Annotated in this window: 20 protein-coding genes; 9 read left to right on the forward strand and 11 right to left on the reverse strand. The window is 67.6% G+C overall.

Annotated features, from left to right (window positions below):
• The first annotated feature begins 27 nt into the window (after positions 1-27).
• Positions 28-1,320 (forward strand): homogentisate 1,2-dioxygenase, encoded by a 1,293-nt coding sequence (gene hmgA, locus ASE75_RS02505; RefSeq protein WP_156340059.1) that lies wholly within the window; start codon positions 28-30, stop codon positions 1,318-1,320.
• Positions 1,317-1,673, forward strand: coding sequence for a Rieske (2Fe-2S) protein (locus ASE75_RS02510; RefSeq protein ID WP_055928245.1), 357 nt, complete (start codon positions 1,317-1,319; stop codon positions 1,671-1,673). Before hmgA ends, ASE75_RS02510 begins: the two co-directional genes overlap by 4 nt.
• Positions 1,674-1,679: 6 nt before the next feature.
• Here ASE75_RS02510 and ASE75_RS02515 read toward each other — a convergent pair whose 3' ends face one another.
• Positions 1,680-2,471, reverse strand: coding sequence for an SDR family NAD(P)-dependent oxidoreductase (locus ASE75_RS02515; protein ID WP_055928248.1), 792 nt, complete (start codon positions 2,469-2,471; stop codon positions 1,680-1,682).
• A 180-nt stretch (positions 2,472-2,651) separates the two neighbouring features.
• On the opposite strand from ASE75_RS02515, the gene ASE75_RS02520 reads away from it, so the two are divergent.
• From ASE75_RS02520 to ASE75_RS02540, 5 genes are all read left to right on the forward strand, one after another.
• The gene (locus tag ASE75_RS02520) at positions 2,652-3,878 is read left to right on the forward strand and encodes an efflux RND transporter periplasmic adaptor subunit (protein WP_055929309.1); all 1,227 of its coding nucleotides are present in this window, start codon (positions 2,652-2,654) and stop codon (positions 3,876-3,878) included.
• Positions 3,879-3,884: 6 nt separating this feature from the next.
• Positions 3,885-7,103: a multidrug efflux RND transporter permease subunit gene (locus tag ASE75_RS02525; protein WP_055928251.1), complete on the forward strand. Its 3,219-nt coding sequence runs from the start codon at positions 3,885-3,887 to the stop codon at positions 7,101-7,103.
• Positions 7,103-8,704: an efflux transporter outer membrane subunit gene (locus ASE75_RS02530; protein ID WP_082463739.1), complete on the forward strand. Its 1,602-nt coding sequence runs from the start codon at positions 7,103-7,105 to the stop codon at positions 8,702-8,704. Before ASE75_RS02525 ends, ASE75_RS02530 begins: the two co-directional genes overlap by 1 nt.
• Positions 8,705-8,724: 20 nt before the next feature.
• Positions 8,725-9,534 (forward strand): esterase/lipase family protein, encoded by an 810-nt coding sequence (locus ASE75_RS02535; protein ID WP_055928257.1) that lies wholly within the window; start codon positions 8,725-8,727, stop codon positions 9,532-9,534.
• Between the two features lie 184 nt (positions 9,535-9,718).
• Positions 9,719-10,912: a polysaccharide biosynthesis/export family protein gene (locus ASE75_RS02540; RefSeq protein WP_055928260.1), complete on the forward strand. Its 1,194-nt coding sequence runs from the start codon at positions 9,719-9,721 to the stop codon at positions 10,910-10,912.
• Positions 10,913-11,146: 234 nt separating this feature from the next.
• Here ASE75_RS02540 and ASE75_RS02545 read toward each other — a convergent pair whose 3' ends face one another.
• From ASE75_RS02545 to ASE75_RS02555, 3 genes are all read right to left on the reverse strand, one after another.
• Positions 11,147-12,220 carry a hypothetical protein gene (locus ASE75_RS02545; RefSeq protein WP_082463741.1) on the reverse strand — a complete coding sequence of 358 codons (1,074 nt, stop codon included), beginning with the start codon at positions 12,218-12,220 and terminating at the stop codon, positions 11,147-11,149.
• 126 nt (positions 12,221-12,346) lie between these two features.
• Entirely contained in the window at positions 12,347-13,162 is an 816-nt protein-coding gene (locus ASE75_RS02550; protein ID WP_055928262.1) for an ABC transporter permease, read from the reverse strand.
• A gap of 48 nt (positions 13,163-13,210) precedes the next feature.
• Complete coding sequence (locus ASE75_RS02555) at positions 13,211-13,915, reverse strand: hypothetical protein (RefSeq protein ID WP_055928265.1); 705 nt, start codon at positions 13,913-13,915, stop codon at positions 13,211-13,213.
• Between the two features lie 178 nt (positions 13,916-14,093).
• Here ASE75_RS02555 and ASE75_RS02560 point away from each other — a divergent pair, with 178 nt between their 5' ends.
• Positions 14,094-15,431, forward strand: coding sequence for a class I SAM-dependent methyltransferase (locus ASE75_RS02560; protein WP_055928268.1), 1,338 nt, complete (start codon positions 14,094-14,096; stop codon positions 15,429-15,431).
• Positions 15,432-15,458: 27 nt separating this feature from the next.
• Here ASE75_RS02560 and ASE75_RS02565 read toward each other — a convergent pair whose 3' ends face one another.
• From ASE75_RS02565 to ASE75_RS02590, 6 genes are all read right to left on the reverse strand, one after another.
• A complete protein-coding gene (locus ASE75_RS02565; RefSeq protein WP_055929315.1) occupies positions 15,459-16,685 on the reverse strand; it encodes a glycosyltransferase family 4 protein in 1,227 nt (408 codons plus the stop codon).
• A complete protein-coding gene (locus ASE75_RS02570; RefSeq protein WP_235512483.1) occupies positions 16,682-17,941 on the reverse strand; it encodes a capsule biosynthesis protein in 1,260 nt (419 codons plus the stop codon). Before ASE75_RS02570 ends, ASE75_RS02565 begins: the two co-directional genes overlap by 4 nt.
• 12 nt (positions 17,942-17,953) lie before the next feature.
• Positions 17,954-19,534 (reverse strand): capsular polysaccharide export protein, LipB/KpsS family, encoded by a 1,581-nt coding sequence (locus ASE75_RS02575; protein ID WP_055928271.1) that lies wholly within the window; start codon positions 19,532-19,534, stop codon positions 17,954-17,956.
• Between the two features lie 65 nt (positions 19,535-19,599).
• The gene (locus tag ASE75_RS15830; RefSeq protein WP_055928275.1) at positions 19,600-20,763 is read right to left on the reverse strand and encodes a hypothetical protein; all 1,164 of its coding nucleotides are present in this window, start codon (positions 20,761-20,763) and stop codon (positions 19,600-19,602) included.
• Positions 20,760-22,049, reverse strand: a complete 1,290-nt coding sequence (locus ASE75_RS02585; RefSeq protein ID WP_055929318.1) for a glycosyltransferase family 4 protein — start codon at positions 22,047-22,049, stop codon at positions 20,760-20,762. The genes ASE75_RS15830 and ASE75_RS02585 overlap by 4 nt, the downstream gene beginning before the upstream one ends.
• Before the next feature lie 56 nt (positions 22,050-22,105).
• The gene (locus ASE75_RS02590) at positions 22,106-23,305 is read right to left on the reverse strand and encodes a glycosyltransferase family 4 protein (RefSeq protein WP_235512484.1); all 1,200 of its coding nucleotides are present in this window, start codon (positions 23,303-23,305) and stop codon (positions 22,106-22,108) included.
• Between the two features lie 59 nt (positions 23,306-23,364).
• Here ASE75_RS02590 and ASE75_RS02595 point away from each other — a divergent pair, with 59 nt between their 5' ends.
• Complete coding sequence (locus tag ASE75_RS02595) at positions 23,365-24,027, forward strand: ABC transporter ATP-binding protein (protein WP_055928277.1); 663 nt, start codon at positions 23,365-23,367, stop codon at positions 24,025-24,027.
• Here the strand turns inward: ASE75_RS02595 and ASE75_RS02600 are convergent.
• The gene (locus ASE75_RS02600) at positions 24,000-26,279 is read right to left on the reverse strand and encodes a glycosyltransferase family 2 protein (protein WP_055928280.1); all 2,280 of its coding nucleotides are present in this window, start codon (positions 26,277-26,279) and stop codon (positions 24,000-24,002) included. The two genes, ASE75_RS02595 and ASE75_RS02600, sit on opposite strands and share 28 nt — an antisense overlap.
• Positions 26,280-26,304: the final 25 nt, after the last annotated feature.

Genomic DNA, 26,304 nt, shown 5'->3' on the forward strand with positions numbered 1-26,304 from the left:
CATGCGGGGTTGATGGAAAGGATGCCGATGACCGCCCCCGCCCCCGACTACATCCCCGGCTTCGGCAACCACGTCTCGACCGAGGCGGTGCCCGGCGCGTTGCCGATCGGGCGCAATTCGCCGCAGCGGCCCGCCTTCGGCCTGTACGCCGAGCAGCTGTCAGGCACCGCCTTCACGGCACCCCGCCATGAAAACCGGCGCAGCTGGCTGTACCGGCTGCGCCCCACCGCCGAGCATCCGCCGTTCGTGCCCTATGACGGTGCCGGTCGGTTCGTCGACGGTGCGGGCGATGCGCCGCTCGCGCCCAACCGGCTGCGCTGGGATCCGATCGCCGATGCAGGCCCCGGCATCGACCTGATCGACGGCATGACGACGATGCTGACCACGCGCCCGCCCGCCGATCTGGAGGGGGTGGCGGTCCACCTGTACGCGGCCAATGCCGACATGACCGACCGGGTGTTCATGGATTCGGACGGCGAGTTGCTGTTCGTGCCGCAGGCGGGGCGGCTGACGCTGCTGACCGAGCTGGGGCGGATCGACATCGCGCCGGGACAGATCGCGCTGGTCCCGCGCGGCGTCCGGTTCCGCGCGTTGCTGCCCGACGGCAGCGCGCGCGGCTATGTCGCGGAAAACCACGGCAGCCTGTTCCGCCTGCCCGATTTGGGGCCGATCGGTGCGAACGGCCTTGGCAACGCGCGCGATTTCGAGACGCCGGTGGCGTGGTTCGAGGATCGCGACGCGCCCACGCAGGTGATCCAGAAGTTCATGGGGGCGCTCTGGACGACGACGCTGGATCATTCGCCGCTCGACGTGGTGGCGTGGCACGGCAATCTTGCGCCGTGGCGGTACGACCTGTCACGGTTCAACACGATCGGCAGCATCAACTTCGACCATCCCGATCCGTCGATCTTCACGCTCCTGACCTCGCCCAGCGACGTGCCCGGCCGCGCCAATGCCGATTTCGTGCTGTTCCCGCCGCGCTGGCTGGTGGCGGAGGACACGTTCCGCCCCCCCTGGTTCCACCGTAACGTCATGTCGGAGGCGATGGGCCTGATCCACGGCGCGTACGATGCCAAGGCGGACGGATTTTCGCCCGGTGGCCTGAGCCTGCATAATCTGATGGCGGGCCACGGCCCCGACCTGACCAGCTGGCAGGGGGCGAGCGCCGCCGACCTGAAACCGCACAAGATCGACGCGACGATGGCATTCATGGTCGAAAGCTGCTGGCCGTATCGCCCGACGCCCCACGCGCTGGCGACCGCGCAGCTCGACTATGACGCGGTGTGGCAGGACTTTCCCAAGGCCGTGTTGCCGGCATGAGCGACCGGCTGACCGCGACACCGGCCGGCGTGCGCCTTGGCCCGATCGGCGACATCGCCGATGGAGCGGCACGCGGCTATGTGTTGCAGATGCGCGCCGGGCGTTTCCACGGTTTCGTGGTGCGCCGGGGCGATGTGGCGACCGGCTATGTCGATGCGTGCCCGCATATGGGCCTGCCGCTGGCGCGGACGCTGGACGATTACCTCACGCCGGATTCAAGCCGGATCGCGTGCGGCTGGCACGGGGCGGTGTTCGCGGTGGAGGACGGGCGATGCCTTGGCGGGCCGTGCGTCGGCGCGACGCTGACCCCGTGGCCGGTGACGGTGATCGACGGCATCCTCACGACCGCCTGAACGGGGTCAGAGCGACTGGCCGTCGTCGATGGTGAAGCATGACCCCGTCACGCCGGCCGACGCATCGGAGGCAAGGTATAGGAGTGGCACGTCCAGCGCATCCTCGGCCAGCAGCCGGCGGCGGGGAAAGGTTTCGACATGCCGCGCGCCGGCCGGCGTGTCGAACCAGTCGGCGTTGATGTCGGTGCGGATATAGCCGGGGCACAGCATGTTGACGTTGATGCCGCTGCGCGCCCAGTCGCGGGCCATCACCCGGCCCATCTGCTGCACCCCCGCCTTGGTCGCGCTGTAGGCGGCAAGGCCCGGCGACACGGCATCGGCGGTGATCGACGACAGGATGACCATCCGCCCCCGCCCGGTATCGGCGCTGCCCGCCGCGATCATCCGCCGCGCCCCCTCCCGCACCGTCACGAACACGCCGCGCAGATTGACCGCGACGATCGAGTCGAAGGCGTCGAGGTTCAGGTCGGTGGAGGGACCGGATACGCTGATGCCGGCGTTGGCGATGACCGTGTCGACCGGGCCGAACCGCTGTTCCGCCGTATCATAGGCGCCCTGCACCGACGTCTCGTCGGTCACGTCGAGCGATACGGCCACGGCGGTGCCGCCCCGCTGCCGGATCGCCGCGACCAGCGCGTCGAGCCGGTCGACCCGTCGTGCACCGACCACCACCCGCGCGCCCGCCGCCGCCAGGATCGTTGCGAACCGTGCGCCCAGTCCGGACGACGCACCGGTGACAAGGGCGATCCGCCCCGACAGGTCGAACGTGGGTAGCTCGCACGGGGGTGGCGTGGGCATGATGGCATCTCCTCCGCTCGTCCTATCGCATCGCTATCTGCTGGCGAAGACCGCATTTTTTTGGCACATGCCGCCAGATACCGGGAACAATTGTCGGGTTGGTGACTTTTGGTTCTACCGGTCGTGCGTCCGGTCGCGTTGGTGAAGGGTTTCGGATTGTCGACATCGAACGGGGATCGTTTGTCCCTCAAGGTTTGGCTGGGTTCGGCCGTCATCATCGCCATCGCCGGATTGTCTGCCTGCGGTGACAGCGCATCCAACGGAAAAGCGGGCGGAGATAAGGCCGGAGCCGGCAAAGCCAAGCAAACGCCTGAAGTCGGGTTCGTCGTCGTCCAGCCGACCAATGTCGCGCTGACCACCGAACTGGCCGGACGTACCGTCGCCTTCCAGAGTTCCGAAGTCCGCCCGCAGGTGACCGGCGTGATCCAGCGCCGATTGTTCACCGAAGGCACGATCGTCCGGCGCGGCCAGCCGCTTTACCAGATCGACCCCAGCCTTTACCGCGCCGCCGCGAACGAAGCGCAGGCCAACGTGGCCAGCGCGCAGGCGACCGCCGCGGCGGCCCGGATCAAGGCGCAACGCTACAAGCCGCTGGCCGACATGCAGGCGGTGGCGGCGCAGGATTACACAGACGCCGCCGCGACCGCACGCCAGGCCGCCGCCGCCGTGGCGCAAACCCGGGCCGCGCTGGAAACCGCGCGTGTCAACCTGCGCTTCACGACGGTCCCCGCACCGATCACCGGCCGGATCGGCCGGTCGCTGTTCACGGTCGGCGCGCTGGTGTCGAGCACGCAGGCCGATCCGCTGGCGACGATCCAGCAGCTTGACCCGATGTTCGTCGACATCCAGCAATCCGCCGCCGCGCTGATCGAGTTGCGCCGGGCGCTCGCTACCGGCGGCGTGCAGCCGACCAAGGCCGTCGTGCGCCTGAAGCTGGAGGATGGCAGCGAATACGGCATGACCGGGACGGTCGAGTTCGCCGAGGTCGTGGTCGATCCGACGACAGGCACGGTCACCCTGCGCGCGCGCGTGCCCAACCCGAACGGCGCGCTGTTGCCGGGCATGTTCGTGCGCGCGACCTTCGCACAGTCGATCGACACCAACGCATTCCTCGTCCCGCAGGCCGCCGTGACCCGCGATGCCAAGGGCGCGGCGACGTTGTACGTCGTCGGGCCGGGCAACAAGGCCGTGCAGAAATCCGTCATCGCCGATCGGGCGCAGGGCGCGTTCTGGGTGGTGACCAAGGGTCTCAATCCCGGCGACAAGGTCATCACCCAAGGCACGGGAAGTCTGAAACCGAACGCACCGGTTCGACCGGTTCCGGCCAACACCCCGCAGCGCATCGTGCCCCCGCAAGGTCAGGGGGGCGGTCAGGACAAGGGCGGAACCCCGGCCGCCAAGAGCTGATCGGCGATGATTTCGCGTATCTTCATCGACCGCCCCATCTTTGCATGGGTGCTGTCCATCATCGTCATGCTGGCCGGCGTCGGCGGCATCCTGTCGCTGCCGATCGCGCAATATCCCGACGTGGCCCCGCCGCAGGTTTCGATCCGCGCGACCTTCCCCGGCGCATCGGCGCAGACGATCCAGAACAGCGTCACCCAGGTCATCGAGCAGCAGCTGACGGGTATCGACGGGCTGATCTATTTTCAGTCCTCGTCCAGTTCGCGCGGCTCGGTGTCGATCACCGCGACGTTTGAGAAGGGCACCGATCCCGACATCGCGCAGGTCCAGGTACAGAACCAGGTCCAGCAGGCAATTTCGCGCCTGCCCCAGCAGGTGCAGCAGCAGGGACTGGTCGTCCGCAAGTCGAACCCCGACTTCCTGCTGATCGCCGGCGTCTATGACGAAACCGACAAGCTGACCAACCAGGACGTGTCGGACTATCTGGTGTCCAATCTGCAGGACCAGCTGGCGCGGACGCCGGGTGTCGGTGACACCAACGTGTTCGGGTCGCAATATGCCATGCGGATCTGGCTCGATCCCGCCAAGCTGACCAGTTTCCAGCTGATGCCCGGCGACGTCATCACCGCGATCACCAACCAGAATACCGAAGTCGCGGCGGGCGAGCTTGGCGGCCAGCCACAGCCGATGACGCAGATGCTGAACGCGACCGTCACCGCCCAGTCGCGCCTGCAAACGCCCGAAGAGTTCCGCAACATCATCCTGAAGACCGAGCAGGACGGCGGCACCGTCCGCCTGTCCGACGTCGCGCGGATCGAGCTGGGGGCGGAAAGCTATGCGGCGCTCAGCCGCGTGAACCGGCATCCGGGTGCGGGCATCGCGGTGCTGATGGCGCCGGGGGCCGACGCGCTGAAGACCGCCGAACTGGTGAAGGCGCAGATCGAAACCGCGTCCAAGGATTTTCCGCCGGGCCTGAAATACGCCTATGCCAACGACACCACCGACTTCATCAAGCTGTCGATCGAGGAAGTCGTCAAGACGCTGATCGAGGCGATCATCCTGGTCGTGATCGTGATGTTCGTGTTCCTGCAAAGCTGGCGCGCGACGCTGATCCCGACGATCGCGGTGCCGGTCGTGCTGCTGGGTACGTTTGCGGTATTCTACCTCGCCGGCTTCTCGATCAACACGTTGACGCTGTTCGGGCTGGTGCTGGCCATCGGCCTGCTGGTCGATGACGCGATCGTGGTGGTCGAGAATGTCGAACGCCTGATGGAGGAGGATCCCGACCTGACGCCGCGCGAGGCGACGATCAAGTCGATGGACGAGATCACCGTCGCGCTGATCGCCATCGCGCTGGTGCTGTCGGCGGTGTTCCTGCCGATGGCGTTCTTCGGCGGATCGACGGGCGTGATCTACCGCCAGTTCTCGCTGACGATCGTGTCGGCGATGATCCTGTCGGTGTTCGTGGCGCTGATCCTGTCCCCGGCGCTGACCGCGACCCTGCTGAAGCAGAAGAAGAAGGATGGCGAGCACGAGGACGGGTTCCTCGATCGCCGTTTCCCGAAGGTCGCGCACGGGTTGCAGCGCGCGAAGGACGGGTTCAACAGCCGGTTCGATCGCGGGGTCGAACGCTATACCGGGGCGGTGAAGACCGTGATCGACCGCAAATGGCTGTTCCTGCTGATCTATGCGGGGCTGCTCGCCTTGCTGGTCGTGCTGTTCCTGCGGCTGTCGACCGGCTTCCTGCCGACCGAGGATCAGGGCGGCGCGATCGTCCAGTTCCAGTTGCCGGCCGGCGCGACGCAGGGGCGCACCTATCAGACGCAGCGGCAGGTCGAGGAGTATTTCGCCAAGAACGAAGCCGCGAACCTGAAGACGATCTTCTCGGTCAGCGGCGGCGGCGGCGGCGGGACGAGCGGGCAGAATACCGGCCAGGCCTTCCTGGCGTTCAACGACTGGGCCGAGCGCGAGGGCAAGGAAAACAGCGCTGACGCGATCGTCGCGCGGGCATCGGCCGCATTTGCCGGGATCCGTGACGCGCGCGTCTTCGCGCTGGTGCCGCCGGCCATTCGTGGTCTGGGCCAGTCGAACGGTTTCACCATGGAATTGCAGAACAGCAGTGGCATGGACCAGGCCAAGTTCGAGGCGGCGCGTGACAAGCTGCTCGCCGCCGCCAATGCCGACCCGGTTCTCGCCTCGGTCCGCCTGACCGAGTTGCCCGACGTCGCGACGCTGAAGGTCGATGTCGACCAGCAGAAGCTGGCCGCGCTGGGGCTGACCCAGAACGACGTGAACACGACGCTGTCGACCGCCTGGGGTGGCCGCTACGTCAACGATTTCGTCGATCGCGGACGCGTGAAGCGGGTCTTCGTGCAGGGCGACGCGCAATACCGCGCCGACCCGGCCAATCTGGCGCAGTGGTTCGTGCGCGGCGCGAATGGCCAGATGGCCCCCTTCTCCGCCTTCTCGCAGACCAGCTGGTCGCAGGCACCGACAACGCTGTCACGGTTCCAGGGCATCCCGTCCTACGAGTTTCAGGGACAGGCGGCCGCCGGCCAGAGTTCAGGCGACGCGATGATGCGGATGACGGAGCTGGCGGCGCAGATTCCGGGAACGACCGTGGCATGGGCGGGGCTGTCCTATCAGGAACGGCTGTCGGCGGGGCAGGCCCCGCTGCTGTACGGCCTGTCGATCCTGGTCGTGTTCCTGTGCCTTGCCGCGCTGTATGAAAGCTGGACGATCCCGATCGCGGTGTTGCTGGTCATTCCGCTCGGGCTGATCGGGGCCATCGCGGCGGTGACGCTGCGCGGACTCATCAACGACGTCTATCTCCAGATCGGCCTGCTGACGACGATGGGTCTGGCGGCGAAGAACGCGATCCTGATGATCGAGTTTGCCGAACAGGCGGAAAAGAAGGGCGCACGCGTCATCGACGCGGCGATCGAAGCGGCAAAGATCCGGTTGCGCCCGATCCTGATGACCAGCCTCGCCTTCATCTTCGGCGTGCTGCCGCTGGCGATCTCGACCGGGGCCGGTGCGAACAGCCGCATCGCGATCGGCACCGCGGTGATCGGCGGCATGTTTACCGCGACCGTCCTGGCGATCTTCTACATCCCGCTGTTCTTCGTGCTGGTCCGGCGCGGCGTGCGCGACGGGATGAAGAAACTGCGACACAAGAAGGACGCCCCGCCATTGCCACCCACCCCATCCACGGCGGAGCCGGCATGATGCGCCGTGGTCCGATCGCGCTGTTGCTCGGTGCCGCGCTCGCGGGCTGTTCGATGGCCCCCAAATATGTCCGCACCGACCTGCCGGTGCCGCCGTCCTGGCCGGTGGGTGACGCCTATCTGCGACAGAGCGAGGGGGCGCTGGCCAGCGTCAGCTATGCGCAGGTCTTCACCGACCCCCGGTTGCAGGCGATCGTGCGGCAGGCACTGGACAACAACCGCGACCTGCGCGTCGCCGCCGCCAACATCGCGGCGGCGCGCGCGCAATACCGGATCCAGCGATCCGACCTGTTGCCGCAGGTCGACGCCAATGGCCGCTATACCTATTCCGACGGGGGCAATGGCGCATCCAGCATCGCCGGCAGCGGGACGACCGGCGGTACGGGCACCGGGGTCGGCACTGGGGTCGGCACCGGCGCAGGCACCGATACCGGCGCGGGGACGGGTACGTCGACCGGGTCGGTGGTAACGACGTCGCGCTCCAACAGCGCGTTTTCGGTAGGGCTTGGCACGACCGCGTTCGAACTGGACCTGTTCGGTCGGATCCGTTCGCTGAGCGATGCGGCGCTGAACCGGTATTTCCAGACCGAGGCGGCGGCGCGTACCACCCGGCTGACGCTGGTCGGGGACATTGCGGACGCGTGGCTGACCTATGCCTCCGACCAGAGCCTGTTGCGGATCGCGCAGGAAACCGCGCTCAGTGCCGAACGCAGCGTCCGGCTGACCCGGTTGCGGCTGGACGGCGGCATCGCGCCGCGCACCGACCTGCGCCAGGCCGAAACCGTGCTGGCGACCGCGCGCGCCGATCTGGCGCAACAGCGGACCGCGATCGCGCAGGACGTCAACGCCCTGCAACTGCTGGTCGGCGCGCCCGTCGCGGCGAACCTGCTGCCCCGGTCGATCGAGGAAGCGGCGGCAACCATCCGCCCCCTGCCCGCCGGCCTGGATTCGTCGATCCTGTTGCGGCGGCCCGATGTGGTCGAGGCGGAATATACGTTGCGCGCGCTGAATGCCGAGATCGGCGCGGCGCGCGCGGCGCTGTTCCCACGCATCTCGCTGACCGGGCTGGTCGGTTTCGCCAGCACCGCGCTGACGTCGCTGTTCAGCGGCGGGGCGTTCAATTATTCGGTCGCGCCCAGCATCAGCTACCCGATCTTCAATGCAGGCGCTGGCCGCGCCGGCGTGCGGTTCAGCGAGGCACAGCGCGATGCCGCGCTTGCCACCTATGAGGGCACGATCCAGACCGCGTTTCGCGAAGTATCGGACGCGCTGGCCCGTCAGGGTACGTTTGCCGATCAGTTGCGCGCCAACCAGCAGTTGCAGGCCGCCGCCGCCGATACCTATCGCCTGACCGATGCGCGCTATCGCGGCGGGATCGACACGTTCCTCGCCAGTCTGGATTCGCAACGCTCGCTGTATCAGGCGCAGCGGACGCTGGTCGCGACCCAGTTGACGGGGGCGAGCAACACGGTGTCGCTGTATCAGGCACTGGGCGGCGATTCGACGCTGGAGGCCACCAGCAGCGGGCCGGTGCCCGTCACGCCGACCGGTCAGCCGCGCGCGGCCCGGACCGGGGGCACGCCCGCGTCCGATCGTCCCTGATCCCCGACCGCCCCTGCCCCATGTCGATCGTCCGTCGCCCCTCCACCCTGCTCGGCCTGCTCGAAGTACCGCGCGCCATTGCCGAACTCGGGACATTTCCCCTTGCGGCAAAGGCGCTGGCGAACGCACCGCGCGGCGACGGGCACCCGGTCATGGTCCTGCCGGGCTTCGTCGCGGACGACGCCTCCACCCGCGTCCTGCGCCATTTCTTGCGCGCGCGCGGGCACAACGCCAGTGGCTGGGACCTTGGCCGCAACCTGGGACCGAAGGCCATCGGCGCGCAGGGTGAGGCGCTGGTCGAGCGGGTCCTGGCGTGGCGGGCGACATCGGGGCGCACGGTCAGCCTGGTCGGCTGGAGTCTAGGCGGCATCATGGCGCGGATCATCGCCCGGCGCGTCCCCGATGCCGTTCGTCAGGTGGTGACGTTCGGGTCGCCGTTTGCCGGCGATCCGCGCGCCACCAATGTCTGGCGCGCCTATGAACTGCTGGCGGGCCAGCGGGTCGACGACCCGGCCGCGCGCACCCTGCTGGCGGAAGGGGCCGGGCCGCTCGACGTACCGACCAGCGCCATCTTTTCGCGCGACGACGGAATCGTCGCGTGGCAGAACTGCCATGGCGAAGACGGTGACGCCTGCGAAAGCATCGAGGTTCGCGGAAGCCATCTTGGCCTCGCATCGAATCCGGCCGTCCTGTATGCCGTGGCGGATCGGCTGGCCCTGCCCGAAGGTGCCTGGCACCGGTTTCGGGCGACGGAATTGCACGGTCTGTCCTATCCGGCGATGGTCGCGCCGAGCGTCCCGTCCGACCAGACCCGCCTTGTGACAGCATGACCACGGTACAGACAGACTCATTCGACGGCGTCAGATGATCGTTTCACCGCATGGATTTGTACAATCGGACAATAGCCTGCGCACGCGGCGGCGGGCGACTTCCAGTTGCATTACCGGTCAAGTCGAATATTACGCGCAGGGTCACGATCATGACCGTGAAACTTTCCTGAAGGTGGGCCGAAACTTGAAGCTACTCTCGTCCACCGGCAATCGCGTTGCGATCTGCCTGGTCGTATCGGCTGCCGGCATCGTGTCGGGCTGTTCATCGCTGCCGACCAGCGGCCCGACCGCACGACAGATCATCGCCAATGAAAAGGACGAGGCCGCCCGTATCGGCTTTCAGATCGTCAATCTCGACGCGACGACGCTGCCGCAGGCCGGGGCCACCGATGCGATGTCGAGCGCCGGCATCGCGGCGCTGGCGCGAAACGGCCGCGTCGATCAGGTGGGACCGGGTGACGTTCTGTCGATCACCATCTACGAGGTCGGCGTCACCCTGTTCGGGTCGGGCACCACGACGCTTGGCGGCACGGCCGGCAGCGGCGCGGCCGGCGGCGGTTACGACCCATCGGCCAAGGCGCAGAACCTGGCCGGCGTCACCGTCCGTGACGACGGCACGATCCGGTTGCCGTTCATCGGCAATCTGCGTGTCGCCGGCCGCACGACCGCCGAGATCGAGGCGATGATCGTCGCCAAGCTGCGCGGCATGTCGCAGGCGCCACAGGCGCTGGTGACGATCAGCGGCAACATGACCAATACGATATTGGTGAGCGGTGCGGTGACCCGCCCGGGACGCCAGCAGCTTTCGCTGGTTCGCGAACGCCTGCTCGACGCGATTGCCGCGGCGGGCGGGACCGGAGAGCGCGACGGGCCGCAAAGCACCGTCGTGCGCTTTACCCGCGACGGCCAGTCGGCCGAGGCCTATCTGGGAACGATCGCGCCGGGATCGGCGGCGGACCTGACACTGCTGCCGGGCGACCGGATCGACCTGATCCGGCGACCGCGCAGCTTTTCGGTGTTTGGCGCGGCCGGCAAGGTGATGCAGCTGCCGATCGACGCGAACGTCCTGTCGCTGGCCGAGGCCGTGGCCCAGGCCGGCGGCCCCGATGACAGCCGTGCCGATCCGACGGCGGTATTCGTGTTCCGCGATTCGGCAAACGGGCTTGCAGCCGCGCCGGGCGCACGACCGGCCGCGCCGATGGTCTACCGTCTCGACCTGATGAAACCGTCCAGCTATTTCGTCGCGCAGCGGTTCGCGATGCGCGACAAGGACGTCATCTATGTCGCCAACGCGCGCCTGAACCAGACCCGCAAGCTGGTCGAAATCTTCAACGTCCTGTTCACCCCGGTTTTCACCCTGCGGCAGACGGTGCAGTAAAATACCGGACTGCGGAGAGCTGATCGACGCTCTCTGCGGTCGTGGACGTCTTGCCGCGCCAAGGGGTCATCACCTGAAAACAGGCTTCAGGCTGCGCGGCCGCCGATCTGACGCGGGGCGGATGAAGGCCCGTGGAATCGACAGATGCCGCGCCTCCGCCCATGTCGACGAGCGCTGTCTGGTTGATCTCAAAGCGGTCCGCGTCGCCATCGGCAAACGCGGACCGCCGGCCGGTCAGGCCTCGTGCTCGCGCACCCCGGCCAGGATCAGCCAGCCGATTGCATAGGCAACGAACAGGCCGAGGAAGATCGTTCCGACGATACGCAACCGCTGCGGGTATTGCGACTTCACCGGCATGTTCGGATTGACGACGCGGACCAGATACAACTGCTTGCGCATGACCTGCTCGCGCGCCCGATCGAGGGCGCTGGCAACGGCTTCGTAGCGTTTGGACGCGAATTCCTGCCGCAGTTGCAGCTCGTTGTAGGAGGCCAGTTGCGAGGCGATCGTCGTTCCCGATCCGGCGAGGCGGTTGGACTGGGCCGAAACCTGTGCCTGCAACGCCTGGACCCGCCCGCGCAGCGCGACGTATTGCGGGCTGGACGGGCTGATCGCCTGCCCCATGCTGGCCAGCTGTGCCTGTGCCTGAACCAGATCCGCGGTCAGCTGGCTGATGAGCGTCGTCTGCGCCTGCCCGGTGCCCTGCGGGTCGATATCGCGCTGCTGCGCGCGAAAACGGCTGATGTCGACCTGCGCCTTGTCCAGCGCGTTTTCCGCATCGGCCAGCTGCCGCTCGGAACTGGCGATGGCATCGTCATAGGCGCGCTTGTTGAGCGAATTGATCCGCAGATCGCCCAGCGCCAGCAGGCGGGTGGTGATCGCATAGGCATCCGCCGGTCGAAACGCGCGCGCCTGAACGACCGTGATGCCGGTCGTGGAATTGATCTCGACCTTGGTATGCGCCAGATAATATTTCAGCAGCTTTTCCGGGGTCGGGTTCGGCGAGCCGAGCCGCGAAATGGCATCCACCTCGGGCCGGCGATACATCTGTACGAGGCCGATCTGGTCCCGCAGGGCATCGACCACGTCGTGCGACGTCATGTAGTCCGCCACGCTCATCGCCTCGGGCGACGAGTTTTCGCCGCCGGCCGCCGCCAGGATCTGGCTGATGCCGCCGCCGCCGCTCGGCTTCTGCGTTTCGGCGGTGCGGACGATGTAATGCGCCTCCGACTGATACTGATCGGCGGCGATCGCATAGTAATAGAAGGCCGCAAGCGCCGTCGGCAGGAAGACGATCAGCAACACCATGCGATGGGCGACGATCCATGCCCAAGTACGGCGAGCAGGCGACCCGCGCCGTGTCCCGACATCGTGCCCCAGGGGCTGAATTACGCCGTGCATAGAAAAGTCCTCAGGCCAGGTATCAGGCGTCGATCAATGAACATGGACGCGCCTGCGAAGACGGCGCACCAAAAGCAAGCCGCAGTAGGTCAGCAGCGTGCATACGATTGCGACGTAGCCCACGTCCATATATTCCGACGTTGCCGACCGGAACTGCCCGTACCGTGCCTGCTCACAGATGAGCGCCATCGGCCACCACAGCAGGTACTTCCGAAAGCTCTCGGGAATCCATTCCAATTGATAAAACGCGCCCGACAGCGGCACGCAAAAATAGGCAATTGGGTGGGTGAAGCGGGCCAGCGTTTCGTTGCCATACGTTACGCCTACAACAATGAAAGCCAATGCAACTGACCACCACCCCATCTGAGCATAGGCGGCAAGTAGATGGAGCGGACGCTCTGGCCAATCAGCATAGCCCAAGGAAATCGCCAACGACATCAGAATGCACATCGTGATGAAGCAGCCGCCAATTTCAAGCATGGCGCGCGCCAGCATGATATCCGTGATTGTCACCATGCGATGATGCAGAAGCATCTGGTTTGATTCGACGGCCCCATCGGCACGGCTGAAGATGCCACGGAACACGATGAAGATCGTATAGCCGATGATCGTGAACGGTACCGGGCCGATGTCGCTGCCGAAATGCGTCGGTGCATTGGCGTGCAGCAGCGTGATGACGCTGGCCAGCATCATCGGCTCGGCGATCAGCCATAGATAGCCGATGTTGTCCCGGCCGTAACGCGAATGAAGCTCGCGTAGAAACAGCGCGCCAATGACACGCTTCTGCGTGGACAGTGCGCCAAAGAAGCGGCCGATACGTCCGGGGCTGTGGGGAAGCGAAGACGCCATCGGCTCAAAGTCCAGACACTGACGATATCATCCGGGTGAAGGCCATGGTCAGGTTGCGGCACCCGGCGGACGGGTGGCGAGATACCGCGCCTCCTCGTCCAGCCACAGGTCGGCATAGCCCACGTTCGTCCACTGTTCGAACCATGGGCCGCCATTGGTGTAGTGGATCAGGTTCGGGGCCTTTTCCGGCAGTGGATATTCGCCCTCCAGGAAGTTCCAGCCCAGATCCAGCGACCCGATGAGGGAGTCGTCGGGCAGCCATTCGAAGCGGTGCAGATAGCTTGGCGCGGCCGTGTTCACCAATTCGGGGGTCAATGCGCGCACATGCGGATTGCGACCGTTGAAGATCATCACCGACGACCAGTTCTTGCGCGGATAGACCGTCTGCGCCTTGCCATCCATCTTGATCGCGTTGGCCGGCTCGTAATCGTGCTGCACCACGTACAGCGCCTTGCTCTCGTCCAGCCCCTCGAAAATCGCGTTGAGATCGGTGGTCAGCAGGACGTCGCAGTCCATGAACACCGTCCAGCCGTCATGCGCGGCGATGTATGGTACCAAGAACCGCGTCAGCGAAAACTCGGTCGACGACAGCGCATCCATCGGCCGCGTGTACAGCCCCAGTTCGCGCACGGTCGTCTGGCGCAGCGGATAGATATCGATCGGGGTGGATGCATGGCGATTGATCGAATGACGGCAGACCTGCCACGCGATATCTTCACGGCTGTCATATCCGACATACACTCGGTTTCGCATCTCAATCCCCAATGAAGCTCGTCGGCCGCTGCATACCGCAGTTGATGAGCGGGGTCGATCCGCGTTTTGTAAGAGGCCGGGTCGATGCGCCCGGATGATGCGACCGGTCGTGCCAGCCTCTGCCGGACGCCGATGGAAGGGGATGACGCCTGTTTGAAGCTGCGCTAGGAGTCGGGCCATGTTTGGCTTTTCGAGAAAATCGACCGGCGTCCGGTTCCCCCTGGATCCCTTCGCGATGTGGCCGAACCACGCAAGCCGGATCAGCGGCCTTGGCCACGGCACACAATCGTCGCATGACAACGTTGTTTTTCATACGGCCTATCTGTCGTTCGGCAGCGGCTGGCTGACCTTCGATATCGAGCTTGACGCCCTTGTCGCCACATCGGGCACGCTGAGCCTGACGATCCTGGAATTGTCGGATCGACGGTCGAGCGCTGCCGTGGTCAAGCGGCAGTCGGTTTCGCTGCCGAAGGTCGCCACCGCGACGGGCACCGTATCCGTGTCGATCGCCATCCGCGCGCGCGACGATGCCAGTTATGCGGTCTGTGGCCGGATCCGCGACGAGACCGATGCGCGGGCGTCGGCCATCCGCGTCTTTTCCGACCGGGAAAAGGACGATTCCCTGCTGGAGCGCAAGGTCGAGCAGGCGCGCACGACGATCTTTGCCGCCGTATCACCGATGACCGATGCCGACCCGCTGGTCGTGGCGACCCCCGCCACGCTGGCGACGCCGCGGTCGCAGATGTGCACCGCCGCCCAGTTCGACGAACCCGACTATGCCCGCTGGCTGACCCGCATCAACCGGCCGATGCACCGCCACCGCAAGCAGTGGGAGCATGTCTTCATCTGCCGCACGTTCGAGGCCATGAACGCCTTGAAAGGGCCCGCCCGCGCGCTGGGTTTCGGATGCGGGATGGAACCGATCCCGGCCGCGATCGCCGCCTACGACATCTTCGTCACCGCCAGCGACCTGCCGGTCGGCGATGCGCGCGCGGAAAACTGGCGCTATTCGGCACAGCTGCTGGTCAGCCTCGACGATCTGCGCGATCCCGGCATCTGCCCCAACGACCTGTTCGACCAGCGGGTCGAGTTGCAGCCGATCGACATGACGGCAATTCCGGCGGAGCGGCGCGATTACGACATGTGCTGGTCGTCCTGCGCGCTGGAGCATCTCGGTTCGATCGACGCCGGCCTCACCTTCATCGAACGGTCGCTCGACACGCTGAAGCCCGGCGGCGTGGCGGTGCACACGACCGAGCTGAACCTGACGTCGGACACGACCACGGTCGACAGCGGCGGCACCGTGCTGTTCCGCCGCCCCGATATCGAGGGCCTGGCCCGTCGCCTGCGGGCGCTGGGCCATTATGTCGCGCCGATCACGTTCGACATGGGCGAGCAGCCCGAGGACCGGCATATCGACACGCCGCCCTACACCGCCGACAGCCACCTGAAACTGGCGCTCGACCGCTATGTCAGCACCTCGTTCGGGCTGGTGATCCGCAAGGCCGGCGGTTGAACGACCGGTCCTGACCGGGCCGCAAGGTCAGATCGAATCTACGACATCCAGGACGATGTCGAGATGATCGGACCAGCCGGGCGCAAGCCAGCCGGGCAATCGGCCCAGCTGTGCCGCCCTGGCGGGTGAATCGGCGCGGGCATAGTCCCGGATCGCCGTCATCCACGCGATACCGTCCAGCGGGTCGATATAGTCGGGCACGTCGAGACCGACTTCGCGCAGCGGCAGCAGGTCCGACGCGATCACCGGCACGCCCAGCGCCAGCGCCTCGCTGACCGGCATGCCGAACCCTTCCGCAAACGACGGCAGCAGCAGCGCGCGGGCGCCGCGCAGGACGTCGAACATCCGTCGATCGGACATGCTGCTATATTCCTCGACCACGCCCTGCAACGGCACGCAGCGTTCGAGCATGTCGACGACCTGTTCGTTCTCCCAGCCGCGGCGACCGATCAGGATCAGCTTCGGTGCGGCCGGTCCCATTTCCTCGACCAGACGCTTCCAGACGTTCAGCAGCAGCAGGTGGTTCTTGCGCGGCTCGATCGTCGCCACGCAGACGAAATAGGGGCGGTCGCCCGGCTGCGCGGGCGCATCCGCCCGGTCCTCGCCGATCTCGGTGCCGAGATGCGCGACGGCCACGCGGCGCGGCCGATCCGTCCGGTCCAGAAAGGGGGCCAGCGCGTCGCGGGTGGCGACAGAGTTCGTAATGATCCCGCTGGCGTGCCGCGCGATCGTATCAATCCGGCGCAGATGGACGGCGGCACCGTTTTCGCGCGCATATTCGGGGTGCGTGACGGGGATGACGTCATGCACCAGACAGACGAAGGCGGCATGCTCGCGCGCCAGGATCCGGCCCATCCGGCCGCCATCCTCCAGATGATGCGGCGAGCTTTGCAGGAAGACCCGGGGGCCACGCGCCCGCGGGATGATGCGCGGTCGCAGCGCGGTCAGATGCCGGGCGGCGCTGGCCTGCAACGTCCACCGGTCGACGCGGTCGCCATTGCGCCACAGGGCCGCCGTCGTCGTCAGGAACTGACGCACCGCCGTCAGCGAAAGGCGACCATAGACGCCGTAGGGATAGCGCGCGCCGAACGACAACCGTTCCGGTATCCGGTCCAGCAGGCCAAGCGCATAGACAAGCTCGACCCGGTCGATCCCGGTCGGCGTCGTCCGCAGGACACGCGACAACAGTCGCGACAGGTCGAGGACGACTTCCGTCCCGCCCGATGCCCGCCCCTCTCCCCTGTCACGCCTCATCGCGATGGTATCATCGTCCCGCAAAAGTCATGCCGCAGCGCGATGTCTCCATCCAGCCGTGCCATGGCACCACGCACCAGTACGTCCAGCCCCTCCTCGCTCAGATATCCGCCATGAACGAGACACCGGTCGATCAGCACGCGGCAGAACGCGTCGTACACCGTCATATCCGGTGCGACCGGATTACACCAGAAGGCATCCAGCGTTCCCTGATAGGTGATGCGCGGCATGTGGTAGACCGCATCGCCCAGCACCGCGGTCGGGATCCCCTTGCGCAGGGCCAGGGTGCCGGTGGTGCTGTTGACCGTCACCACCCCGCGCGCGCGCTCGACCAGCGTCGTGACGTCGCCTTCGGGCAGGTAGAACACCCGGTCGCCGACGCCGCTTCGCTCCGCCTCGCGCGCGACGATCCGGCCATAGGGAACGAGGTCGGCATCGAGCGGGTGACGCTTGAGCACCAGCAGCGTGTCGGCGGGGGCATGTGCCGCGAAGCTGCGGATGACGAAGGCGATCGCCACCGTCATGTCCTCGAACGGCGAATGGGTGCGGATCTGGTGGTCCGACGACAATTGCATCGGCAGACAGAAATAGGGCCTGTCGCCGATCGCGCGCAGGGCCTCCTCCGACTGGCGCCGGTCGCCCTTGCTGAACAGCCGGCGACCGATCCAGCCGATCGCCTCGTACCAGGCCCCCGACGGGCGATGCGAGCGGTAGAAGGGGAAGCGCAGTCGTCCCGTCACCGTCGCCAGGTTGTAGGCGATGGTCTGGCGCGCGCGACGCTGGAAACTGGCGGGCACACCGTCGAACACCGGTGCCGGCGGCAGGCGCGCGGCCTCCGCCAGATACCAGTCGGGATCGTCCGGCAGCATCGAATTGCCGTTCACGCCCTCACGTTCCAGCGTCAGGAAGTCCGGGCGGATATAGCCTTCCTCGAAAACGTGGATCCGGCAACCGCGCAGTTTGGCGATGCCATGCGCGGCGCGGTGTACCGCGCGGCAGTCGCCGTACAGGATGACGTCGGTGATGCCGTGGTCGCGCAGGAAGGCATCGAGAAACAGCGGCCAGCCATCGCTGGTGCCGCGATAGTCGACCCCGCCCGGACCCCAGTCCAGCCGGTCGCCGCCGTTCAGATTTATCCGATAAACGCGGTGTCCGGCGTCGGCCAGCGCATCGCCAAGACGACGGAAAAACGGTCCGTGCGGCCCCTGGAGGAAAAGCAGCGCCTTTGCCTCCGGCCGGATCATATCGTGCCGCATCATGTCCGCCCGCTAACCCGCCAGCAGCCGCATGACCCGGCCCTGCGTGCGGCGCAGGCGGGTCAACAAGGTCGGGCGACCCTGGGTGCTGGCGATGCCGGTGATAAACACTTCCGGCGGACACGGCAAACCATGCCGTGGGTCCAGATAGCGCGGATAGAGGATCAGGACACCGGCCACGAGCTGGTCGAGCGTCAACCGGCGCATCCGCCGGCCAAGCGGCAGGCCGATATCGCGGGTCAGCCCCCAGCCGGCAAAGAAGGGCTGGCCGTGCACGACGACCTCGCGGTGACGCAACAGCGCCTCGAACCCGGTCAGCGACGTCAGGACGTGCACCGCATCGGCCCGGTCGATCAGCGCGGCGAGCGATCCGCCACGCACCACCGCATCGGCATGACGCCGCGCGTCGTCATCGGCGACCGCGCCGCGCCGGTGCCCGGCCTCCACGTCCGGGTGCGGCCGGTACAGGATCCAGGCGCCGGGTTCGGCGGCGCGCGCGCGGCGCAGGAGGTCGAGGTTCCCGGTCACGCCGCCCCCGCCGCGCAGGACCGATTCGTCATCCTCCACCTGTCCGGCGACCAGCACCACCCGGCGGCCGGCGGGCAGGTCGGGCAGGTCGGCGGCGGGGCCGGCGACACCGTATTTGCCGACCCCGCCATCGACGATGCGCGTCCGCAACGCCGCCGCGCGGGCGACCAGCTCGTCGGGGAAGGGATGGGTCGCCAGGATCGTCTCGATCCGGCTGGGGCGCGACGGGTCGTAATAGGGCGCAAGATCGTCGACCGCGATCGACAGCGGCGGGTTGAGGTCGCTGCCAAGCCCGGCGGACCGGAGGAACCCGTCCTCGACCCAGCGGACCGGCACCGCCGTGTCCGCAGCCTCGACGCCGAAATCGGCCGGCACGCGCGACGGCCACGCAGCGACGGCCCCGCGCCCTGCGTCCGCAGAACCCGCGGCCAGCGCGATGGCGGCAGCCGGTGGCATGAACGGCAGGTCATCCGCCCGGCCATCCCAGAGCAGGCGGGCGATCTCACGCCGTTTCCAGCGGGCCATGCCGGTGGCGGCGGCAAGCCCGCGATTGGCGTCGATCGTCGTGCGCCAGAAGGCGAGCAGCGCGATGGCCGCCTCGACCGTGATCGCATCGCCGGTAAACGGGTCGCGGTAGCGCCGTCCGCGCAGCAGGGCATCGTCAAGCCGCTGAAAATCCGGATCGACGACCGGCCGACCCGACAGGTCGTGGACCACGCACCCGGCCGCGCCCGCCAGCACCGCGATCTCATCGGCCGGATCGGCGATCACCAGCGCCGCCCCCGCGATCAGCGACCACGGGTCCACGTCGCGGCCGACCCGCAGTGCGGCGTGCGTGTCGCAGCGCAATGACGCGTCGACGACGACAACGCTGTCAGCAAGATCGCCCTCGGGCAACGTCCCGCCAGGTCCGGTAACGATCAGCCTCGGCCGCCCCGTCGCCTGCATGCCCCAGAAACCGCCGCCGACGCGGCCGGTCGCCAGCAGGGCGGCGACGCGGCGCGCACGGCCCGGATCGCGCGACACCGTTCCCGCCCCCTGCCCGTCGCCGTCGATCGTGGCCACCGCCGGGTCGATGCCCGGAAACGGGGGGGATCGCAGGAGCGCGCCAGAGGACGAAACGGCCGCCACTATCCGGCTTTCCGGATGATGAGGCCGCACGCCGACCGGCCATCCTCGACCACCGCCTCGCCGCCGATATGCCGCAACTGCGCCACCTGGTGCCCGCGCGAGACGAGGACGAGCGCCAGACGGTCGATCTCCCGCTTCGGCAGGCCGGCAAACGTGCCGTTCTCGATCACGTCCATCGACAGCATGACGACCGCCAGCCCGCCCGGCTTCAGCCCGCGCAACAGATCCTCGACGAAACGCAGGCTGCCCTGGCGATCCAGATCGGGTCCGCCGTCGCGGGTCACATAGCAGAAGTCGAACCCGGCGATGTCGTCGGGCACGGCGTGGGGATCGAAAAGGCGCGCGGTCGCACCGACCGGCAGCGGGGCATCGCGCGGCTCGGGCGAGGTCAGCACCAGACGGCATCCCGCCGAAGCCAGCGCATCGGCCAGCGGGTCGCCCAGGCCACCGACCCCCAGTCCGCGCGCGCCCGACCGGGCCACGTCATACCGGTCCAGCGCCCGGGCGATGAACACCCGCTCCCAGGTCGCGATCGACCCGGTCTCGCGGCCCGCCCCGACATGCTGCGCCCAGTCGGCGAACACCGGTTCCTTGAACTGCGCCAGCGTACAGACCTGCGACACCGGCGCCTTCAGCGTCGGCGGCTCGGGCGCGATCAACTGACCCACCGCACCGACCCGTTCGGATGAGTAGCGGGTGGCGATTGCCGGATCGTCGGCGTCCGGGGTGCGGCGCGTGACGTCGATCCGCAGGGCGTCGGCCATCGCGACGCAATCGCCGTGGACATGGCCGAGAATGGCATAGCTGAACCCGTCCGTCGCCTCGGTCCCGATGGTGACGCGGCCGCCGCTGCGGATCACCTCCAGCAACTGCGTCTGCGACAGGGTGACCAGTCGTGCATCCGCGCCCAGCACATCGGCCAGTTCATGGATTCGCAGGATCAGCGTGCCGCGCTCGGCGGTCAGCCCCTCGAACGTCAGGTCGAACTGGATCCAGCCGGTACCGCAGCCGACATACAGGGTATGGAAGGCATAATCGGGGTCGTCACCCTGTTCGGGTCCACCAAGCGGCGTGACGCGGCTGCGACGTTCCGGCCAGAAGACGAACGGGTCGATCGCGATCGAATCGCCTTCGTCGACCAGCTTGCGCGGATCGACGATCATGCCGCCGAAGCCTGACCCAGCGTCCGGGCATAGAGCGTGGCCAGCCGTTCGCGATACCGTTCCATCGAGAACATGCGTGCCTGTTCCAGTCCCTTTCGCGCCATCGTCTCACGCAGCGCGGGATCGGAATCGACCCGCCGCATCGCCTCGACCAGCGAAGTAACGTCATAGGGATCCACCTGGATGCCCGCGTCACCGACGATTTCGGGCAGCGAGCTGGTGCGCGCGGTGATGACCGGCGTGCCGAGCTGCATCGATTCCAGCGCAGGCAGGCCGAACCCCTCGTACAGCGACGGGAACAGCAGCGCGCGCGCGCCCCGCGCCAGTTGCTTCAGCACCCGGCGCGGCAGGTAGGACAGGCGGACGATGGTCTGCCCGCGGTGGCCGGTGAACGTGCCCTGCACCGCGTCGGCACCGCCGCCGGGCATCAGCTTCAGTTCCTCGCTGCTCTGCCACGCGCGCGCGCCGACGATCACCAGCGGCGTATCGGTGCGCAGCGACAGATACGCCTCGATGATGCGGCCGACATTCTTCTTCGGCTCGATCGCGCCGAAATACAGGAAATAGCCGCGATGCTTCAGGCCGAAGATCCCCTCGATCGCGGCGGCGTCATCGGCCTCCGACCCGCTGGGGATCTCGCCCATCGACACCGATTGATAGGTGTTGGTGATCCGGCCAGGCGCGATGCCGAAGCGGTCGCGAATGTCGTTCAGGCTCGATTCCGATACGGTGCAGATGTGATCGGCGGTGGCGATGCAGTCGGCGACGATCCGCTGGTACACCGCCTTGTTGTCGAGCGTGGTGTAGGGCAGCTTCAGCGGCACCAGATCGTGCAGCGTATAGATGTTGCGCGCGCCCTTCAGCCGCACCGGCACCGGATAGGTCCAGTGCATGATGTCCGGCGGGTCGACCATTTCCAGCGTCGTGAACCGCCTGATCCGTTCAAAGCGGACATTCGCGCGCTCGAACAGGTTCTGGCTGCTCGACAGGCGGGCGAAGGCGGGCATCCGGTCGGCGAAGGTCGACTTCTCGACATTGGGGGTGAGCGGAATGTCCAGCGCCCGGGCCGGGCCGAACGCACGCAGATACTCGATCCGGCGCTCCCATTTCGGCACGCGTTTCAGCGGGTCGCGCGGGCGTTGCAGCGCGTCGAAGAACTGCACTTCGCGATAGGTCGGATCGGTCGGCACCGGCAGGCCGAAGACACCCTCGACCGCATGGCCCATGCCCTGCAACGCGGTGACCAGTTCGATACCGTAGGTCGACACGCCCGTGCCATGCGCCATGGCGAGATTGTAGCCGTCGACACCGATCCGCAAAATTCACCTCATCGTCACCAGCGTCAGAGGACATCGCGATACGGGTGCGGTCCGTCGCTGACAAGCATCGTGGCATACAACGCCGCCAGCCGGTTGGCGAATGCGGCGGGTGCATAGACGCCCGATCGCGCCCGCCCCGCCGACGCCAGCGTGGCGCGCAACGGGGCATCGCCGTCCAGCCGCCGGATCGCATCGGCAATGGCCGCCGTGTCGGTCGGGTCGACGAGTAGCGCCGCCCCGCCCGCGACCTCCGCCGTGGCCCCGTACCGCGACGTGAGGACCGGGACGCCGAACCCCATCGCCTCGATGATCGGCAGGCCGAACCCCTCGGCCAGCGTGGGGAACAGGACCCCGCGCGCACCGGCCTGCACCGCATGAAGGTCCGCGGTCGGCAGATAGGGCAGCCGGATCACACCGGCGGCGTCGAGCGCGGGCAGGATGGTTTCCGCCCGCCAGCCATCGCCGCCGACCACGACCAGCGGCGTCGTCACGCCCGACGCTGCCCATGCCGCGGCCAGCCGGATCAGGTTCTTGCGCGGCTCGATCGACCCGCAGAACAGGAAGTATCCGCCCGGCTCAAGCCCCGCGGCCCCGGCCCGGCCCGCCACGACCGGCGACACCGCCTGACCGCAATCGACCACGCGCCCCGGATCGAGGTTCAGCGTGGCCGCGATGTCCGCGCGCGCCGCCGCGCTGACCGTCACGATGCCGTCCGCCGCCCCGGCGATGGCGGTCAGCAACCGCCGATGCCGCACAGGATCAATCGGACTGAGATCGGGCGCCATCAGCGGGATCGCGTCATGGATGGTGTAGACGTTGCGCCAGCCGCACAGGCGGATCGGCACCGGATAGGTCCAGTGCATGATCCCGGCAGGCCCGGGCGGCGGCACGACCCGCATCAGCGTGCCGTGGCGATCGAAATGCACCTGCGCGCGCCGGAAGATGTCCGCGCCGACAAGACCTTCAGCCGCCGACGGCGCAGCGACGGGCACGTCACGCCGCGTGGCCAGCCAGCGTCGCAGCTTTTCCGACCGCGACCGGCGCTCGCCCATGCGCCCGACAAAGCCGTCGGTCAGCAGGCACGCATCCCCCAGGCTGCGCTGCGCCGCACGCAGGCCCCGCGCATAGGTCGCAACGCCGGTACCAGCGGACTCCGCCAGCATCCGTGCGTCCATGCACAGGGTGAGGCGCGACCCCGCGGGGATCGCCGAATCGTCGTTCATTGGCTAAGAGACGCCAGCCGGCGCGGTCGCCGGCACCCAAAGCCGGGACCGTGACAGCGATGATTAGGTTCGAAGACGTATCGAAGGTCTATCACGGCAAGAAGTTTACCAAGCGGGTGTTCAACAACCTGAACTTCTCGGTGGAACGCGGTGAGAGCATCGGCATCGTCGGGGCGAACGGTGCCGGCAAATCGACGCTGATGCGGCTGCTGGCCGGGGTCGAACCACCCACGAGCGGGACGATTACCCGCACCATGAGCATGTCCTGGCCGATCGGGTACAGCAGTGCGCTGCAGTCGGGCCTGACCGGTGCCGACAATGCCCGGTTCATCGCCCGTATCTACAACCAGCCGGAAGACGAACTGCTGGAAAAGGTCGAGGCCTTTGCCCAGCTCGGCCCCTATCTCCATCAGCCGTTCGGCACCTATTCGTCGGGCATGTCGGGACGCCTTGCCTTTGCCCTGTCGCTGACGATCGAGTTCGACTGCTATCTGATCGACGAGGTCATGTCGGCGGGCGACGAACGCTTTCGCAAGAAGGCGGAGGCGGCGATGATCGAACGGCGCGAACGGGCATCGCTCGTCATGATCTCGCACGATCTGGGGACGCTGCAACGATACTGTTCGCGCGGCGCGGTGCTGTATGGTGGCGCCCTCACCTTCTTCGACAGCGTGTCCGAGGCCTGCGAGGTTCATTACAGCCTGCAAGCACTGGCGTCCTGATCGTCGCTCCCTGTGGATGACGCGACGCCCCAGGGATGGGCGGTGGCACCCCGGTCGATCCGCCGCAGGATTTCGGACAGCGGCGGATCGCGATATCCGTCGAACGGCTGGCCGCGCAGCGCGTAATGCGGATCATGGGCGGGATCCCAGCGCAGATCGCTGCCCCAGCGTCGTGCCAGCGTCTGTAGCTCACCCTCGTCCCAGGCGACCTGGTCCCGCGTGACGTTATGGCCGCGCGTCTGCGATTCGTGATGGGTCAGGGTCAGCGCCGGCGTGTAGAGGACGACGCGCCCGCTCGCGCGGACACGGAAGCAATAGTCGATGTCGTTATAGGCCAGCGCCAGCGCCTCGTCGAAGCCGCCGACCGCCTGCATCGCCGTCCGGCTCGTCGCCAGAAAGGCCCCCGTTACCGCCGCCACCCGCCGGGTCTGGAGCCAGCGGTCGAGCGGCCCGCCCTCATCGCCGTGATGGCCCAGCCCCTCGTGCACGCAAAGCTGCGTCGCCGACAGGCCAAAGGCGATGCCGGCATGCTGATAGTGACCGTCGGGATAGAGCAGGCGCGCACCGACCGCGCCGACACCGGGCTGCGCGCAGAACCCCTCGACCTGCACGTCCCAGCCGTCGGTGAGCATGTCGACATCGTCATTGGCAAAGACCAGCGTGTCCGCATCGCTGAGCGCGAGGATCCGGTTGTTCATTGCCGACCAGTTGAACGCGGCATCATGCGCAACCACCCGCGCCTGGCCCGCCGCCGCGATCCGCGCCAGCATCGCCCGGCCAGCGTCCGTTTCGCCGCGATTGTCGAGAATGACGATATCAAGCCGGTCGGGATGGGTCGCACGCGCATGAAGCCCGGCGATGCAGCGCTCCAGCATTGCCGGCGAATCGCGCGTCGGCACCAGCACCGCGATCCGCCCCGGCGTGACCGGTGGGACCGCCTGCGCCGAGGCGACCGCAACGCCGTCGCGTCGCCGGATGCTCGCCAGCGGCCGGGCCGGGTCGCTGGCGGTGGGCACGCCCCACGCGACCTCGCCGGTGCCGGTCCTGGCCTCGGCCGGTCCCAGCGGCGCACCCCGCGCGACGGCGGGCACTTGCAGGATCGAGGCGAGCAAGCGCGGGACGTGCACGACGCGGCGGCCTTGCGCGTCCGCCGACAGGATCAGGCGGCGGATGGGATCGGGGTCGGATGACGCAACCGGCTCGGTCGCGACCGTGGTAAAGACCGCGACAGGCGGATCGTTGGTCGCGGCGATCACCAGCGGATCGAAATAGCCGAACAGCGCGGGCGTGCGGTGGACCGGCCCGGTCCGCCAGTCGCGCTCGACCCGGTCATGATCGGCGAACAGGCAGTGCCCGCCACTGCGCGCGGCGGCGAACAGGAACCAGGCCAGCGCATTGGCATCCAGCACGACACCGGCCATCACCGTCAGGGTGCCGGCCGGAACCGGATCATCGACGGCCACCTCGCCCGCCCAGTCGCCGAACCGCAGCCGTGGATCGCGGTCGGCGATGGTGGCGACGGCGTGCCCGCTCCGGTCCGCAAAGCCTGCGATGCACGCGGTCCAGTCGCCATGCGTCTGGTCGGACAGGCTGTCCAGCGTGGCCCGCACCATCGCCGGGGAGGCGGTGGCGGCCTCGACCCGGATACAGACCAGACCCGGCAGCGGCACCGTGGCCGGGGGCGGGACGACCGGGCAGGCATGGCGAAACCGGTCATAGGCACCCGGCGGATACAGGCCGCCACCGACCCAAGCCTCGATCGCATCGCTGGTCGCGGTCGCCGCATCGCCGATCCGCGCCATCAGCGTGCCCTGCCGCGCGCGCGTGATCGCACAATCGGGCAGGTTGGTCCGGCCGCCCATTTCGGCGATCATGTGGGTCGCCTGGCGGTGGTCGGAGTCACGCCGCAGGATATCGGCATAGGCGATGCGCGCGTCGGCAGGGCGATCGGCACGACGCAGCATGTCGGCCAGGTGCGCCAGCGCATCGGTCGACGTCGGCGCAAGGTCGGCGGCGATGCGGTAGGATCGTTCTGCCGGCCGGATCAGCCCGGCCTCTTTCAGCGCATGGGCATATTGGACGCGCAGGCCCGCCGACGCGGGAGAGGCGGCGACCACCGCCGACAGATGCTCGGCGACCGCCATCCAGTCCCCGGCCTGTCGCGCCGCCTCGGCCCGCGCCTGCGCATCGCGCACGATCGTCCCGCGGCCCGGCGACCAGAGACGACCAAGCCATGCGCGCAAGGGCCGCATCGCGTCAGCGGCCGCCGCTATACGC

Origin of the sequence: Sphingomonas sp. Leaf17 (assembly GCF_001421505.1) — a bacterium.
Lineage (GTDB): Bacteria > Pseudomonadota > Alphaproteobacteria > Sphingomonadales > Sphingomonadaceae > Sphingomonas.